Genomic DNA, 15,286 nt, shown 5'->3' on the forward strand with positions numbered 1-15,286 from the left:
TATTTCCATTTCTCCATATTTACTACGAATAGTTTTTTGTTTCTTTCCATTGCGTGCATTTTCTACATCAGTACGCTCATATGGAGAATACCCTAAATGGTTATCCATCTCAGCTGCAAGCATGCTTTCAATAGTACCTCCAAGAAGGTCTTTTAATGCGTCTTGAATGTCCTCAGCAGATTGAATGTCATACTCCCTAATTAAATCAGCAATAATATTCTTTTTTCCCTCTGTTAATCTTTCTTTTCTTTTACCCATAACAAAACAGCCTCCTATGATATTTATATTTTATCATAGAAAGCTGCTATATTTTGTAATTTACAGACTTTTTTTCACAGGCTCCAGTAAGATTTAAAATCTTCTCTGCACTATTTTTCTTCAATATCATTTTCAGTATTATTCTCTACCACTTCTTCTTTATCTACAAAGTTAGTTAATACATCTTCTAGGCTAGGCATTTCATTTAAGCTTTCTAAACCAAAATGCTTCAAAAATTCTTCTGTAGTTCCATAAAGTATGGGTCTACCAGGTACCTCCAATCTCCCACATTCTTTTATCAAATTTTTTTCTGATAGTGTCTGAACTGCTCTATCACTTTTTACTCCTCTTATTTCATCTATATCAATTCTTGTAATAGGCTGCTTATATGCTATTATAGCTAATGCTTCTAATGCTGCTTGAGAGAGAGATTGTCTCACATTTGTTTTTAATAATCTTTGAACAAATTCACTATTTTCTTTTTTAGTAGCCAAACTATAACTATCTTCTATTTCTATTATAGTAATTCCTCTATTTTCTTCTCCATATATTTTCTTCATTTCTTCAATTAGGTTTTTAATAAATTTTACATCGCATTCTAATATACTAGCAATTTCCTTTACTTTTATAGGTTCTCCACTTACAAAAAGAAGTGACTCTATAACAGAAATAAATCTATTCTTTACGGAAAATTGTTCCATTTCAATTTGATTCATGTTTACTTTCTTCATTTGGATCTATCCTTTCTAAATATATTTCTTTGAAATTATTTTCCTGTACTACCTTTACCATTCTCAACTTTATAAGTTCTAATAAAGCTAAAAAAGTAACTACTATTTCTATTTTAACAGAACATTCTTTGGCTAACTTTGAAAATGATACCCTTTTCTCTCTATACATTATGTCTTTTACATATACCATTTTATCTTCAATTTTGTACTGATCTACAGATATTTCCCTAGGTATCAAATTTGTATTTATCTTATTTTTATATATTCTCATTAATTCGTTATAAAGGTTGTACAAATCTAACATAGTAATATTTTTAAATAGTTCATCCATATCAACATCTTTTTTTTCTTCTTCTATTACTTCAGGCTTTTTTGTGAACATAGCATGTTCCATTCCAGCTTTTGACCTTAAAAAAGCCGCTGCACCTTTAAATTTCTTATATTCAATTAGCTTTTGAATCAGCATTTTTTCTGGATCTACCTCTTCTAATGTTACTGCAGTTTCATCCTCTTTAACCTTAGGTAGCAATTCTTTAGATTTTATTTGTAATAAAGTAGCTGCAATAACTATAAATTCTGAAGTAATTTCCAAATCCATTTCCTTTAAAGAATTTATATATTGAAGATATTGATTAGTTATTTGAGAAATCCTTATATTATATATATCCATCTCGTTTTTCTTTATAAGATGCAATAAAAGATCAAAAGGACCTTCAAAATTATCTATCTTTATTTTTAATGACATATACTATCTCTCCTAGATTTTTTATTAGACATTGTTTACCTTTCTAGTTAAACTTATTTTCTTCATATGTGCTAAAATTATTTCCTGTCTAATATCTAATTTTACAACAAAATCCTCATTTAGGCTATTTAAAATATCAATTTACAACTTTAAATTCCTTATAAAAATTATATGATAGTTCTTAAAAGAACTATCATATAATTAAAATAATATTATATTCCATTATTAAAAAGGTTCTTAAAGTTATATATTAAATTACTAAAAATGTTGGACTTTTTAATTTCTCTATCACAATAAACTCTTACTTTTCCTACCAATTTATCATTTAAATATACTTCACAATATCCAACTACATCACCTTTATTATAATGTTTCTTATCTAAATTAACTACACACTTTTTAGTTATTTTGCTATCAGTACCTCTTTCTACTACTACATTTAAATCCTCTACAGCTTTAGCCATAAAAAATCTATCTTGTCTTTTTCCTAAAAGTAGTTTTTCCACATTAGAATCCTTTGTTATAACCTTCTTACATTCAAATTTTGAAAAGCCATGGTTCATAAGCATGCTAGCATCCCTATTTCTAACCTTATATGTAGGAGCTCCCATAATTACAGCTAACATTCTTACTCCATCTCTTACCGCTGTAGCAGAAATACAATATTTTGCTTCATTTGTAAATCCAGTTTTTAATCCATCACAACCTTTGAAAAATCTAACTAATTTATTATGATTTACAAGTCCAATAGGGCTTTTTCTTCCTTCTGATATAGTTTCCATATAAGTTCCAGTATATTTAAGTACCTTAGGATGTTTTAAAAGCTCCCTAGACATTAAAGCTATATCATATGCAGTAGTTACATGTCCTGGGGCAGAAAGGCCACAACAATTTTTAAAGGTTGTATCCTTCATACCTAAAGCATTTGCCCTATCATTCATCATTTTTACAAAAGCTTCTTCACTTCCTGCAATATATTCTGCCATTGCTGTAGCTGCATCATTACCTGAAGCAATAGCTATACCTTTAAGTATTTCTTCCACTGTTCTTATTTCCCCTGTATCCAAAAGCATACTGCTATTTCCGTTTTTGCCCTTCATTTTTGCATTTTCACTTACAGTTATTTTGTCTGATAACTTTATTTTTCCTGAATCAATGGCTTCCATAGCAATTAACATAGTCATTACTTTTGTTACAGACGCTGGGGCAAGCTTTTCATGTGAATTTTTTTCATATATTATCTTTCCAGTAGTTGGTTCCATTAAAAGAGCAGAAGATGCCTCTACATTTGTTCCTTCTGCTTCTGCCTTTACACTTGTAGGTACAAACACAATCTGTGAAAATACTGCTAAAGATAAAACTAAACTTACTAATTTTCTATTTTTCCTTTTCATAACATAATTTCCTCCTTCCTTTCAATAGTATTTTCTCCTGGCTTTCAAAAATTTATCCATTGAAAAATAATAAAAAAGCAAAGAGACTTAAAAATCTCTTTGCTTTTTTATTATTTTACTATTCCATAAATCAATGGAATAGTTTCTTTATACTCATCTGCTATAACATAGTTATTTAAAATGTCCTTTACTGCTTTTTCTGCCTTTTCCATATTATTTGCATGTACATAAGCTATTGGTTCTCCTTTTAAAACTTTATCCCCTCTCTTTTTATTTAATACAATACCTACAGATAAGTCTATAATGTCCTCTTTTGTAGCTCTACCTGCACCTAATTCCATAGCTACAATTCCAACCTTTTCTGCATGTATCTTAGTTATAAAACCTTCTTTATTACTATTAACAGGAATAATATACTGAGCCTTTGAGAATTTTTCTGGATTATCTATATAAGATGGATTCCCACCTTGAGCAGCTACAAATTCTTTTAATTTTAGTAAAGCGCTTCCACTTTCAACAGTGTGTATAAGCATAGCTCTAGCTTCTTCTATATTCTTAGCTTTTCCTGCAAGAACTACCATATGAGATCCTAAAGTTAAACATAACTCATATAAATCCTTAGGTCCTTTTCCCTTTAGGGTATCTATAGCTTCTTTTACTTCTAATACATTTCCAATTCCAAATCCGAGAGGTTGATCCATATCAGAAATTATTGCTACTGTATTTCTATTAACCTTTTTACCTATCTCTACCATTTCTTCGGCTAATTCAAAAGCAGCCTCCTTACTTTTCATAAAGGCTCCTTCTCCAACTTTTACATCTAATACAATACAATCTGCACCAGCAGCTATTTTTTTACTCATTATACTAGATGCTATTAAGGATACATTGTCAACTGTAGCTGTAACATCTCTTAGAGCATATAGTTTTTTATCTGCTGGAGCCAAATTACCAGTTTGCCCACCTACTACTAATTTTATCTTATTTACATTTTCTACAAACTTCTCTTCAGACATCTCTACTGAGAAACCTTTAAAAGATTCTAATTTGTCTATAGTTCCACCTGTATGACCAAGTCCTCTACCAGACATTTTAGCTACTGGTATACCTAAAGATGCTACCATAGGTCCAAGTACTAGTGTAGTAGTATCTCCTACCCCTCCAGTGCTATGTTTGTCTACTTTAATTCCTTCAATGGAATCTAAATTTAATATGTCTCCTGAATTAGCCATAGCCATAGTTAAATCTGCTGTTTCTCTTTTATTCATTTTTTGAAAGTATATAGCCATAGTTAAAGCCGATGCCTGATAATCAGGTATATTACCTTTAGTATAGTTTTCTATAAAAAAGTTAATTTCCTCTGTAGTTAATTCTTTTCCATTTCTCTTTTTTAAAATTATATCGTACATTCTCATAATTCTTCACCCCGCAAAATATAAATCTTTAATAAAACAATATTTATTACATATTTGAAACTATTTCTTTTACTAAAGATACAAATTTCACCATAGCCTTGTTTGCTGTTTCAACAACCCTTTTATGATCTAGTGGTTCTAAGTTATCAGCAATTGCCATATCTGTTATACAAGATATACCTAAAACTTTCATAGACATGTGATTTGCTACAATAACTTCTGGTACAGTAGACATACCTACTGCATCTCCTCCTACATTTCTTAACATTCTAAGTTCTGATGGTGTTTCATAAGTTGGTCCTGATACTGCTACATATATACCTTTTTGTACTTTAATATTTAATTTATTAGCACAGCTTTCTGCTAATTTTAATAGTTCCCTATTATAACCTTGTGACATATCGGGAAACCTTGGTCCAAACTCTTCATAATTCCTACCTATAAGCGGATTACTTCCCATAAAATTTATATGATCCTCTATTATCATTAAATCTCCTGCTGAAAAATCTGGGTTCATACCTCCGCAAGCATTAGTAACTATTATTTTTTCTATTCCTAAACTCTTTATTACTCTAATGGGAAAAGTAACTTCACTCATAGGATATCCTTCATAATAATGAAATCTTCCATTTAAGGCTAAAACCTTTTTTCCCATAAGATCACCTATTATAAGTTCTCCTGCATGCCCTACTACTGTTGATACTGGAAAGCCAGGTATGTCCTTATACTTAATAATTTTTTTATTTTCTATATCATTTACTATACTGCCAAGTCCAGTCCCTAATATTATAGCTAAGTCAATTTTTGAATTATCAATTGATTTTATACATTCTTTTGCTCTTTGTACCTTTTCTAATAAATCCATAGTACACCTTCCTTTCTTATAAAGAATAGCTTTTAAATGTAACTTATATTTCTTTAACTATTGCACTTACCAATTTCACAAACTTATCCTTAACCATATTTGAAGTTTCTATAACTTCTTGATGATTTAAAGGTTGATCTAGTATTCCTGCTGCCATGTTGGTAATACAAGAAATACCTAAAACTTTAAGTCCACAATGTTTAGCTGTTATAACATCTGGAACCGTTGACATACCTACTGCATCTCCACCCAATATTCTTATCATTCTTATCTCCGCTGGAGTTTCGTAGGTTGGTCCTGTCATCATAACATAAACTCCTTTTTTAAGTTCTATATTCATATTCTTAGATATTTTATCTGCTATTTGGATTAAATCTTTATCATAAGCAGCACTCATATCTGGGAATCTAGGACCTATTTCTTCTTCATTTTTACCTATTAATGGATTAGTAAAAGCTAAATTAATATGATCATTTATTATCATTAAATCTCCAGGTTTAAATTCTTCATTTACTCCACCAGCAGCATTTGTTACTATCAAAGTTTTTATACACAAATACTTCATAATATGTATCGGCATAGCTAACATTTCCATCTTATGTCCTTCATAATAATGTATTCTCCCCTGCATCATAACCACATTCTTACCATTTAATTTGCCAAATACATATTGTCCTGCATGACCTACTACTGTTGATTTAGGCATATTAGGTATGTCTTCATATTTTATATTAACTCTATCCTCAACTTTGTCTGCTAAGTCTCCTAAACCCGATCCAAGAATAATACCTATCTCTGGTATTATATCTATTTTTTTCTTAACATACTGTACACTTTCTTTAATTTGTTCTAAATTCATTCCCTATATTCCTCCTTATTTCCCTCGTGTGATATTAGTATTAACTAAATATTGAGTCATTATTATAACATATATTTTATGCTCTGGGATGAGTTTTTTTGTATATTTCCACGATTTTACTTTTTTTAGTTATAGTTGAATAAATTTGGGTGGCGGCCATATCCTTATGTCCTAATAACTCCTGTACTGCTTTTATATCTGCTCCATTTTGCAATAAATGTACTGCAAAGGAATGTCGTAAAGTATATGAGTTTATAGTTTTTTTAATTCCAGACAGTTTAGCATATTGCTTAACTATTTTCCAAAATCCCTGCCTTGTCATTTTTGTTTTTTGGACATTTAAAAATAGATAATCCAAATTATAAATATTTAAAGAAGGCCTAATTTTTAAATATTCATTTAAACAATTAACGGCATAGCTTCCAATAGGAATTATTCTTTCATTTCCTTTGCTTCCTTTACATTTTATATAGCATAACTTTAGATTTATATCAAATGTAGTTATATTAAGAAGTTCACTTACTTTCATACCAGTAGCATACATCACTTCAAGCATTGCTTTATCTCTTATACCCTTTTCTGTACTTAAGTCAGGAGCTTGTAATAGCTTTTCTACCTCATCTACTGTTAATATTTGAGGAATATTTCTTTTTAATTTGGGCATTTCATAATTTATAACTGGATCTTCTTCTAATACTCCTCTCCTACTTAAATACTTATAAAAATTTCTTATAGAAACTATATTTCTTATAATAGAAGAATTGGCCCTTTTGTTATTATGTAACTCTTGCACATAAGCCATTATAGTTACTTCTTCTACTGAATCTATATCTTCATTTCTATTCTGTAAAAACTGACAAAATCTTTTTATATCCCTACTGTATGCATCTAAAGTATTTTTACTTAAATTTTTACTTTTTAAATAATTCATATAGTTATTAATTAATTCATCCATAAGCATTTCTCCTAATAAATCTATCATTATATTATTAATTCAACAATTGAATAAAAAAACCTTCATAATTTTATAAATTCCTTGAAAATATACATATAATTATATAATATACTTTTATTTTTTTTAATAATATTGTAAACTAAAATACTATTATCATAAACACTTATTTTTTCTATATATCTATATAATATATAATCTAAAATCTTAGGCAAAAATTCACCAAAAACTAATAATATAAAAAAACATTTCAAAATACATATAAATAATTCTGTTAAATACAAATTATTTTCTTCCATATTCCCACTCCAAAATATTATTAATTTTTCATATAGCCTAGATTACAACTTTTAATACATTAGGAGTCCCATAAGCCTCAAAAATAAACCCTATAAACATTACCATTATTATAAATAAAAAAGATACAGAATATGAAAAAATTCTTAACCCTAATCCTTTAGTAAACCTTTTTCCAATTCTTTCACTTAAAAAATTAATAGAAAACTCCATAGCCAATACTGAAGACAAAACTATACAAGGTATATATATTACATTTTGTGGCACTATTCCCAAAAGTGCTATCCATAATCCCTTAGTCCCAATAGAATTTATCATGATACTTATTGCAAAGCCCAGAACGTAACCTTTGATTACATCTACTATTAATATAATTGGAATTCCAATCATAGTCATACCTAAAAACCAAATTAAAACTATGAATGGTATATTATTTTTCATAGTTGCCATAAACACATTCTTATAATCTACATTTTTATTTATTAAATAATCTGTAAAGCTATTTATGTAATTTAAAAGCTCATTCTTATATGTATCCCCTAAATATTTTACTTTATATATTCCTAATACTATTCCTGTAAAGATACATAATAAGCTTATTATATAAAGCAAAAAATTACTTTGTATATGCTCATTAAAGTTTACTGAAAAATCCTTTCTTAACATATATATCCCCCTTTGTTCTCTATTCTCTTATATTTATGATTATAAATTTTAGTATATGAATACTATTTATTTCATCTTTGTAATAATAAAAATTTTTATACTAAAATATTTAAAACTGTACATAATAACAATGAGGTGATAAGTTATGAGATTTTTAAGTAACAAAAAAGTATTGTCTTTATTACTAGTAACTGTGTTTTCCTTGAATATTTCTGCATGTACAACTAAAAAAACTACCCCTACACCACCTGCTGCTCAGAAAGCTCCTGAACAAACAAATGTAGTTCAAAATACTACAACAGAATTAACTCAAAGAGCAGATAAAATAGCAAAAGAATTAACTACTATAAAAGGAGTAAAAAGTGCTAATGTAGTAATTAGTGAAGAAAGAGCTTTGGTTGGAATTAATCTTGATAAAAACATAGAAGGTAAACTTACCGATAACATAAAAAATGAAGTAGATAAAAAAGTAAAATCTGTAGATCCTAAAATAAAAACCGTAGCCACATCTGCTGATGTAGATATAGTACAAAGAATTACTAATGTAGGAAATGGAATTCGTCAAGGAAAACCTTTATCTGAATTTGGTAATGAAGTCGAAGAAATTTTTAGAAGAATTATGCCTAAATAATTATAAAAAGAGCCGTATAACATATAGGTAAGCCTTTAATGCTTACCCTTATATTCGTAAACAAAATATATGTAAATTTTTCATAAAAATAGACTTTCTACATTTACGCTATAAATGAAGAAAGTCTATTAGCATTTTTTAGAAATCAATACACATACATTCACGATTTATCATTTTAAATAAAAAGCGAACTGTATTCAAACCATTTATATTACTTTTCTAGCTAACTCTATTTTTTAATCTTAACTTATCAGCTACCATAGCAATGAATTCGGAGTTTGTTGGCTTGCCTTTATCATTATGTATGGTATATCCAAATATTCTATTGATTGTATCCACTTGACCTCTAGACCAAGCAACTTCTATAGCATGCCTTATTGCTCTTTCTACACGGCTAGCTGTAGTATTATATTTTTTAGCAATAGATGGATATAATTCTTTAGTTACTGCTGATAAAAGTTCCATATCGTTTACTACCATAGTTATGGCTTCTCTTAAGTACATGTATCCCTTAATATGAGCTGGAACACCTATTTCATGAATAATATTAGTTATTTCTGCTTCTAAATCAATAGGCTCATTTCTATTAACTCTTATCTCTGGGATTTCTACTACTGGTACACTTTTTTAACATCATCACTGGAAATAGTATTGTTAAACATCTGTCTTATTCTTTTTGTAAATACATCCATATCAAATGGCTTTACAACATAATAGTCAGCACCTAAAGTTATAGCTCTTTGTGTAATTTTATCTTGACCTACTGCTGATAGAACTATAATTCTTGGCATTGGATCCAATTCCATACTGTTTAATTTTTCCAATACTCCTAATCCGTCAAGATGGGGCATTATAATGTCTAATACAACTAAATCAGGTTTTTTCTCTTCTATTAACTTTAAAGCTTCAACACCATCTTTTGCTACACCCACTACAACGATATCTCTTTGATTTAAAAGATAATCATTAAGAATATTGCAAAACTCCTTATTATCATCAGCAATAATTACACTAATTTTTGAATCTTCCATAAAACTACTCTCCTTCACAAATAAATTCCTATTTCATTTAATTCCCATATCTTAACAATTAATAATTTCGACAAAAGAATGATAAATCCTTCTTAAATAAGAAAATTTTTTCAATAAAATAATATAAATAAATAGATAGCAGTAAAAGCTATCTATTTGTCTTCTGTATATTTTCTTAACATAGCTATTTATTTAATATATCTGCATCTTTAAGCATCCACTCAATATATATACCATATCCTGTATCTGGCTTATTTATTAATACGTGTGTAACAGCTCCAATTATTTTATTATCTTGTATAATTGGACTACCACTCATACCTTGAACTATACCGCCAGTCTTTTCCAATAATTTCTTATCAGTAATCTTTATTACCATACTCTTAGGTCCTGGTGAATTTTGAGGTAATAACTTTTCTACCATTATATTATACAACTTGGGATCATTTCCGTCAATTGTAGTAAGGATTTGTGCTGGTCCTTCTTTTATTTCGTTTCTTAAAGCTAGTTTCATTTTTTTATTGTATTTATTTTTTAAGTTTAAATTGCTTTTTCCAAATATTCCACATTCAGTATTTTTCGTTATTTCTCCTAATACTACATCTTCATCAACAAAAATTCCTTTTAATTCTCCTGGAGTTCCTCTTACTCCTTTTCTTACTGCTACTATGGAAGAATTTACGATTTGGCCAGAATTAACATTTAATATAGTACCTGTATCTACATCTGTAATAGGGTGTCCTAATGCTGCAAATATGCCAGTTTTATCATCGTAAAAGGTTAATGTTCCTACACCAGCAGTAGAGTCCCTTATCCATAAACCTATTTTATATTTACCATCATTTGTTTTTACAGGTTTTATTTTTTTTCTTATAACTGTACCTTTTCTTTCAATGGTAAAATTCAACTCTTTACCTTCTGATCCATTAATTATAGAAGATACTTTTTCCGCATTGGTAATTTTCTCATTATTTATTTCTACTATACTATCACCTATTTGAACCCCAGCTAATGATGCAGGACTAGTTATTTTTCCTTTATCTGTATCTAAATCTGATAATGCAACTACTAAAACACCTTTTGTATTAAGTTTTACTCCTATTGGCTGTCCTCCAGGATATACTGATAATTCATTAGGTATGGATTTTATTGAAACAGATTTAACCTTAAATATTCCCAAAAGACTAACATCTGCACTCTTTTCTCCACCAATTACTCCTGGAGACGCTTTAACACTATTATCCTGTATTAATTTTACTATATTACTTGACCTTGCCGTATCTCCTTCTCTTACAAATATAGTTGTCGGTATATTAAAAGCTCTATAATAGGCACCTATAGTTATTAACAGGACGGATATTATAAAAGGATAAATAAATTTTAATTTAGATCTTTTCATGCTTATACCTCCTGTTTCTTTCATTTGTTATCTTTAAGTTACCCGCTATAGACCTTTATTATGCTATAATATCACTGTATAAGAAGTTAACTATTCCTTTTAAAAACTAAATTTATAAAGTAAAATAAAAAAGATTACAATAACATTAATATTGTAACCTTTTTAGTAAAAAATATATCATTCTATATTTGTTTTATTATATAAGAGATGGTTTTTTATCATCTGCCATTCTAATCATTTCCTCAGCATGTTTTAATGTTAGTTCTGTTACTTCAGTTCCACCTATCATCTTAGCAATTTCTCCTTTTTTTTCTTCATTAGTTAACTTTCTAACAGAAGTATAAGTCTTATCCTCTAACACTTCTTTAGAAACTAAATAATGGGTATCTGATATACATGCTATTTGTGGAAGATGTGTAATACAAAACACTTGATGTTTCCCTGATATGCTATACATTTTTTCTGCTACGCTTTGAGCAATTCTACCGCTTATTCCAGTATCTATTTCATCAAATATAACAGAAGGTATCTTATCTTTATCTACAAACACAGTTTTTAATGCTAGCATAATTCTTGAAAGCTCACCACCAGATACAACCTTTTCTAAAGGTTTTAATGGTTCTCCAGGATTGGTAGAAATTAAGAATTGAACTTTATCTAGTCCATTTTCATTAAACTCTTCCATTAAGTTTACATCTATTTTAAATGTACTCTTTTCTAAACCAATATATTTTAATTCCTCTAAAATATTTTTTTCTAAAATACTAGCGATATTTGATCTTATATTATGAATACAGATTGCTCTTTCTTTTAAGTCATTTATTAATGTAGATTTTTTATTGTTTAATTGCTGAATTATTTCTCCACTATGTATAAGTTCATCATATTGATTACTTATTTTTTCTTTATATTCTAGTATACTTTTAATATCTGGAGCATATTTTTTCTTTAATGAAGCAATTAAATATAGTCTACTATTAATGAGATTTAATTCTTCTTCATCATAATATATATCATCTTTTATTTCTCTTATTTCATCAATATTGCCTTCTATATTATAATATATTTCTTCTAAGGAACTGCTAACCTTTTTTATTTTATCCATATGCATTTGGATAGATTTTAAATCCCTAACAATTGATCCTATACTATCTAATATAGACGGTGTATTTTCACCACCATTATGAAGAATTTGATAACTATAATTCAAAATTTTGCTAATTTTTTCCGCATTAGATAATACACTATACTTTTCCTCTAATTCTTCCTCTTCTTCCAATTTTAAATTAGCATTATTTATTTCCTCTATTTGATACCTTAAAAAATCTATTCTTTTTTCTCTTTCTCCATCTTCTCCTGATAGTTCATATATTTTATTTTCTACTTCTTTTAAATTCCTGTAAACTTCCTTATACTTAATTAAATATTCTTCTATTTTATTTTCCCCAAAGTAATCTAGATAAAATATATGCTTAGAAGAATCTAAAAGATTTTGATTTTCATGTTGCCCATGAATGTCCAAAAGTGTTTCAGTTAAAAGTTTTAATTGAGAAAGTAAAATAGACCTACCATTAACTTTAGCTATGCTTTTTCCAGATTGAAAAGTTTCTCTACTTATTATTATCCAATCTTCATATTCTATACCTTGTTTTATCAGTTCTTCTTTGGACTTTTCATTTTCCAAAGTAAAAATTGCTTCAACAAAAGTTCGATCTTTTCCTGTTCTTATGAGATCCTTATTAAATTTACCACCTAGTACATAATTAATTGCATCAATTAATATTGATTTACCAGCTCCAGTTTCACCGGATAAAATATTAAATCCCTTCTCAAAAGAAATACTTAATTCCTCTATTAAAGCAAAATTTTTAATATTCAATTGAAGGAGCACATTAAATCCTCCTATTCCGTAATCATTTTTTTCATTCTTTGAGTAATTTGAATAGCTTGTTCTGAACTTCTTGCCATAACAAAAATTGTATTATCACCAGCTAATGTTCCAGCTATACCATCAAAATTTAAAGAATCAATAGCCTCTGCTGCCGCTGAAGCTGAGCCTGGTAACGTTTTTATCACTACAAAATTTAAAACATTTTCTACATGCACTACAGATTGTGAAAAAATATTTACAAGCTTATTTGAAAGGTAATTTTCAGTATGATTTATTGTAGCATATTTATACTTACCATTGTTTGATAACACCTTTATAAGTTTTAACTCTTTTATATCCCTTGATACAGTAGCTTGAGTTACATTCATACCAGTTTTCCTTAATTCTTCCGCCAACTCTTCTTGAGTTTCAATATTCTTTGAAGTAATCAACTCTAATATTTTTGCATGACGGGTTACTTTCATTTGTATTCACCTTCGCCTTTCTTAAATGTTTATAGATGTAATTTTTTTCTTAATATACTAAAATAATCGCTATGTTCTCCTTTTAACTTTATAAGCTTACATTTATAAGGAGAAGAAGTTATGTCTACATGATTTATACCATGTAAATTTATGGTCTCCTGTCCATCTATAGCTAAGTGTACGTTAGCAAATTTTCTCTCCATAGTGACTCTTATATTACTATCTCCATTAAGCACTATACTTCTCATACCTAAAGAATGCGAGCATATAGGAGTTAAACAAACAACATCCAAAGTAGGATATATAATTGGACCGCCAGCAGATAAAGAATACGCTGTAGAACCTGTTGGAGTTGATAAAATCAATCCATCGGATACAAAAGTAGTATAGTAATTGTCATCTATATAAATTTTATATTTTACAGCTCTTCCAATTACATCTTTAGCTACCACTATATCATTTAATCCATGAAATATCTTGCTTCCATCTTCATAGTCTACTGTACATTGTACCATCTTTCTTTCTTCTATTTTATAATTACCTTCTAAAATACTTTCAATAGCTAAATGAAAATTAGAACTTTCCACTTCAGTTAAAAAACCCAAATGACCTATATTTATTCCTAATATAGGCACATCATATTTAGCTAAAAACTTGGAAGCTTTTAATATAGTACCATCTCCACCTAATACTATAACTGCTTCTAAATTTGCTGTTTCTTCTTTCTCTAATCCTATAGAATCTTTATAAATCCTTATATCTACATCTTTATAATTTTCTTTTACCTTTTGAATAATGGATTCCATTATCCTTCCACCAATGTCCTTATTTGTATTAACATTTATTCCTATTATTTTCATTTTACTACCTTTCATCTAGATTTTCATGAGATAATTCCACTATATCATGAGCAATACTTGAAGGCAAATTCTCTTCATACCCTTTATCCTTAGTAAAATATATAAGATATTCTATATTACCTTCAGGTCCCTTTATAGGAGAATACTGAAGCCCTACTATTCTAAGATCTAAAGATTTTACAAAATTTATTATTTTTTCTATAACCTCTTCGTGAGTACTTCTTTCTCTAACTACTCCTTTTTTTCCTACCTTTTCCCTGCCTGCTTCAAACTGTGGTTTTATAAGTGCTGCAATTGATCCTTTTTCATTTAATATACTTAATGCTGCTGGTATAACTTTTTCTAGTGAAATAAAAGATACATCAATACTAGCAAAATCAGCATATTCTCCTATTTGCTCATGGGTAACATATCTAAAATTAGTTCTCTCCATACATACAACTCTTGGATCCACTCTTAACTTCCAAGCTAATTGTCCATAACCTACATCAATTGAAAACACTTTTTTGGCTCCATTTTGAAGCATACAATCAGTAAATCCTCCTGTAGAGGCACCTATATCTAAACATACTTTATCCTTTAAATCTATATTAAAACTATTTATTGCCTTTTCTAATTTATAACCACCACGACTAACATATGGCATTTGCTCTCCTTTGAATTCTATATTAGAATTTTCTTTTACTTTTTCTCCACATTTATCTACTCTGATACCATCAATAAATATTTCTCCTGCCATTATGCTTCCTCTAGCTCTTTCTCTTGAAGAAAAAATTCCTTTATCTATAAGTAAAACATCTAGTCTAACTTTCTTTTCAGACATATTTA

The 15,286-nt window shown here is 28.5% G+C and carries 15 protein-coding genes and 1 pseudogene; 1 reads left to right on the forward strand and 15 read right to left on the reverse strand.

The window, feature by feature from the left end; all coding sequences use genetic code 11:
- The 9 genes from T514_RS0110015 to spoIIM all read right to left on the reverse strand — a co-directional run.
- Positions 1–258: transposase (locus tag T514_RS0110015; protein WP_027624652.1), on the reverse strand; the 258-nt coding region annotated here is incomplete at its 3' end.
- Positions 259–368: 110 nt separating this feature from the next.
- Positions 369–989, reverse strand: coding sequence for an SMC-Scp complex subunit ScpB (gene scpB, locus T514_RS0110020; RefSeq protein WP_027624653.1), 621 nt, complete (start codon positions 987–989; stop codon positions 369–371).
- Positions 961–1,734, reverse strand: coding sequence for a segregation/condensation protein A (locus tag T514_RS0110025; RefSeq protein ID WP_027624654.1), 774 nt, complete (start codon positions 1,732–1,734; stop codon positions 961–963). Before T514_RS0110025 ends, scpB begins: the two co-directional genes overlap by 29 nt.
- Positions 1,735–1,946: 212 nt before the next feature.
- Positions 1,947–3,128: a D-alanyl-D-alanine carboxypeptidase family protein gene (locus T514_RS0110030; protein ID WP_027624655.1), complete on the reverse strand. Its 1,182-nt coding sequence runs from the start codon at positions 3,126–3,128 to the stop codon at positions 1,947–1,949.
- Between the two features lie 110 nt (positions 3,129–3,238).
- A complete protein-coding gene (locus T514_RS0110035) occupies positions 3,239–4,543 on the reverse strand; it encodes a pyrimidine-nucleoside phosphorylase (RefSeq protein WP_027624656.1) in 1,305 nt (434 codons plus the stop codon).
- 46 nt (positions 4,544–4,589) lie between these two features.
- Positions 4,590–5,408 (reverse strand): purine-nucleoside phosphorylase, encoded by an 819-nt coding sequence (locus T514_RS0110040; RefSeq protein ID WP_027624657.1) that lies wholly within the window; start codon positions 5,406–5,408, stop codon positions 4,590–4,592.
- Between the two features lie 43 nt (positions 5,409–5,451).
- Positions 5,452–6,267 carry a purine-nucleoside phosphorylase gene (locus tag T514_RS0110045; RefSeq protein WP_027624658.1) on the reverse strand — a complete coding sequence of 272 codons (816 nt, stop codon included), beginning with the start codon at positions 6,265–6,267 and terminating at the stop codon, positions 5,452–5,454.
- Positions 6,268–6,343: 76 nt separating this feature from the next.
- Positions 6,344–7,222 (reverse strand): site-specific tyrosine recombinase XerD, encoded by an 879-nt coding sequence (xerD, locus tag T514_RS0110050; RefSeq protein ID WP_027624659.1) that lies wholly within the window; start codon positions 7,220–7,222, stop codon positions 6,344–6,346.
- Between the two features lie 333 nt (positions 7,223–7,555).
- Positions 7,556–8,182 (reverse strand): stage II sporulation protein M, encoded by a 627-nt coding sequence (spoIIM, locus tag T514_RS0110060; RefSeq protein ID WP_027624661.1) that lies wholly within the window; start codon positions 8,180–8,182, stop codon positions 7,556–7,558.
- A 145-nt stretch (positions 8,183–8,327) separates the two neighbouring features.
- On the opposite strand from spoIIM, the gene T514_RS0110065 reads away from it, so the two are divergent.
- Positions 8,328–8,813 carry a YhcN/YlaJ family sporulation lipoprotein gene (locus T514_RS0110065; protein WP_034868795.1) on the forward strand — a complete coding sequence of 162 codons (486 nt, stop codon included), beginning with the start codon at positions 8,328–8,330 and terminating at the stop codon, positions 8,811–8,813.
- 219 nt (positions 8,814–9,032) lie between these two features.
- Here the strand turns inward: T514_RS0110065 and spo0A are convergent.
- From spo0A to T514_RS0110095, 6 genes and pseudogenes are all read right to left on the reverse strand, one after another.
- Positions 9,033–9,844, reverse strand: a pseudogene (spo0A, locus tag T514_RS24355) (sporulation transcription factor Spo0A).
- 184 nt (positions 9,845–10,028) lie between these two features.
- Positions 10,029–11,243, reverse strand: coding sequence for a SpoIVB peptidase (gene spoIVB, locus T514_RS0110075; RefSeq protein WP_027624663.1), 1,215 nt, complete (start codon positions 11,241–11,243; stop codon positions 10,029–10,031).
- Positions 11,244–11,439: 196 nt separating this feature from the next.
- Positions 11,440–13,134 (reverse strand): DNA repair protein RecN, encoded by a 1,695-nt coding sequence (recN, locus tag T514_RS0110080; RefSeq protein ID WP_027624664.1) that lies wholly within the window; start codon positions 13,132–13,134, stop codon positions 11,440–11,442.
- 11 nt (positions 13,135–13,145) lie between these two features.
- Positions 13,146–13,598: an arginine repressor gene (locus T514_RS0110085; protein ID WP_027624665.1), complete on the reverse strand. Its 453-nt coding sequence runs from the start codon at positions 13,596–13,598 to the stop codon at positions 13,146–13,148.
- A gap of 29 nt (positions 13,599–13,627) precedes the next feature.
- Entirely contained in the window at positions 13,628–14,458 is an 831-nt protein-coding gene (locus tag T514_RS0110090; RefSeq protein ID WP_027624666.1) for an NAD(+)/NADH kinase, read from the reverse strand.
- A 4-nt stretch (positions 14,459–14,462) separates the two neighbouring features.
- Positions 14,463–15,281, reverse strand: coding sequence for a TlyA family RNA methyltransferase (locus tag T514_RS0110095; protein WP_027624667.1), 819 nt, complete (start codon positions 15,279–15,281; stop codon positions 14,463–14,465).
- Positions 15,282–15,286: the final 5 nt, after the last annotated feature.

The organism is Clostridium lundense DSM 17049 (assembly GCF_000619945.1).
Classification (GTDB): domain Bacteria; phylum Bacillota; class Clostridia; order Clostridiales; family Clostridiaceae; genus Clostridium_AO; species Clostridium_AO lundense.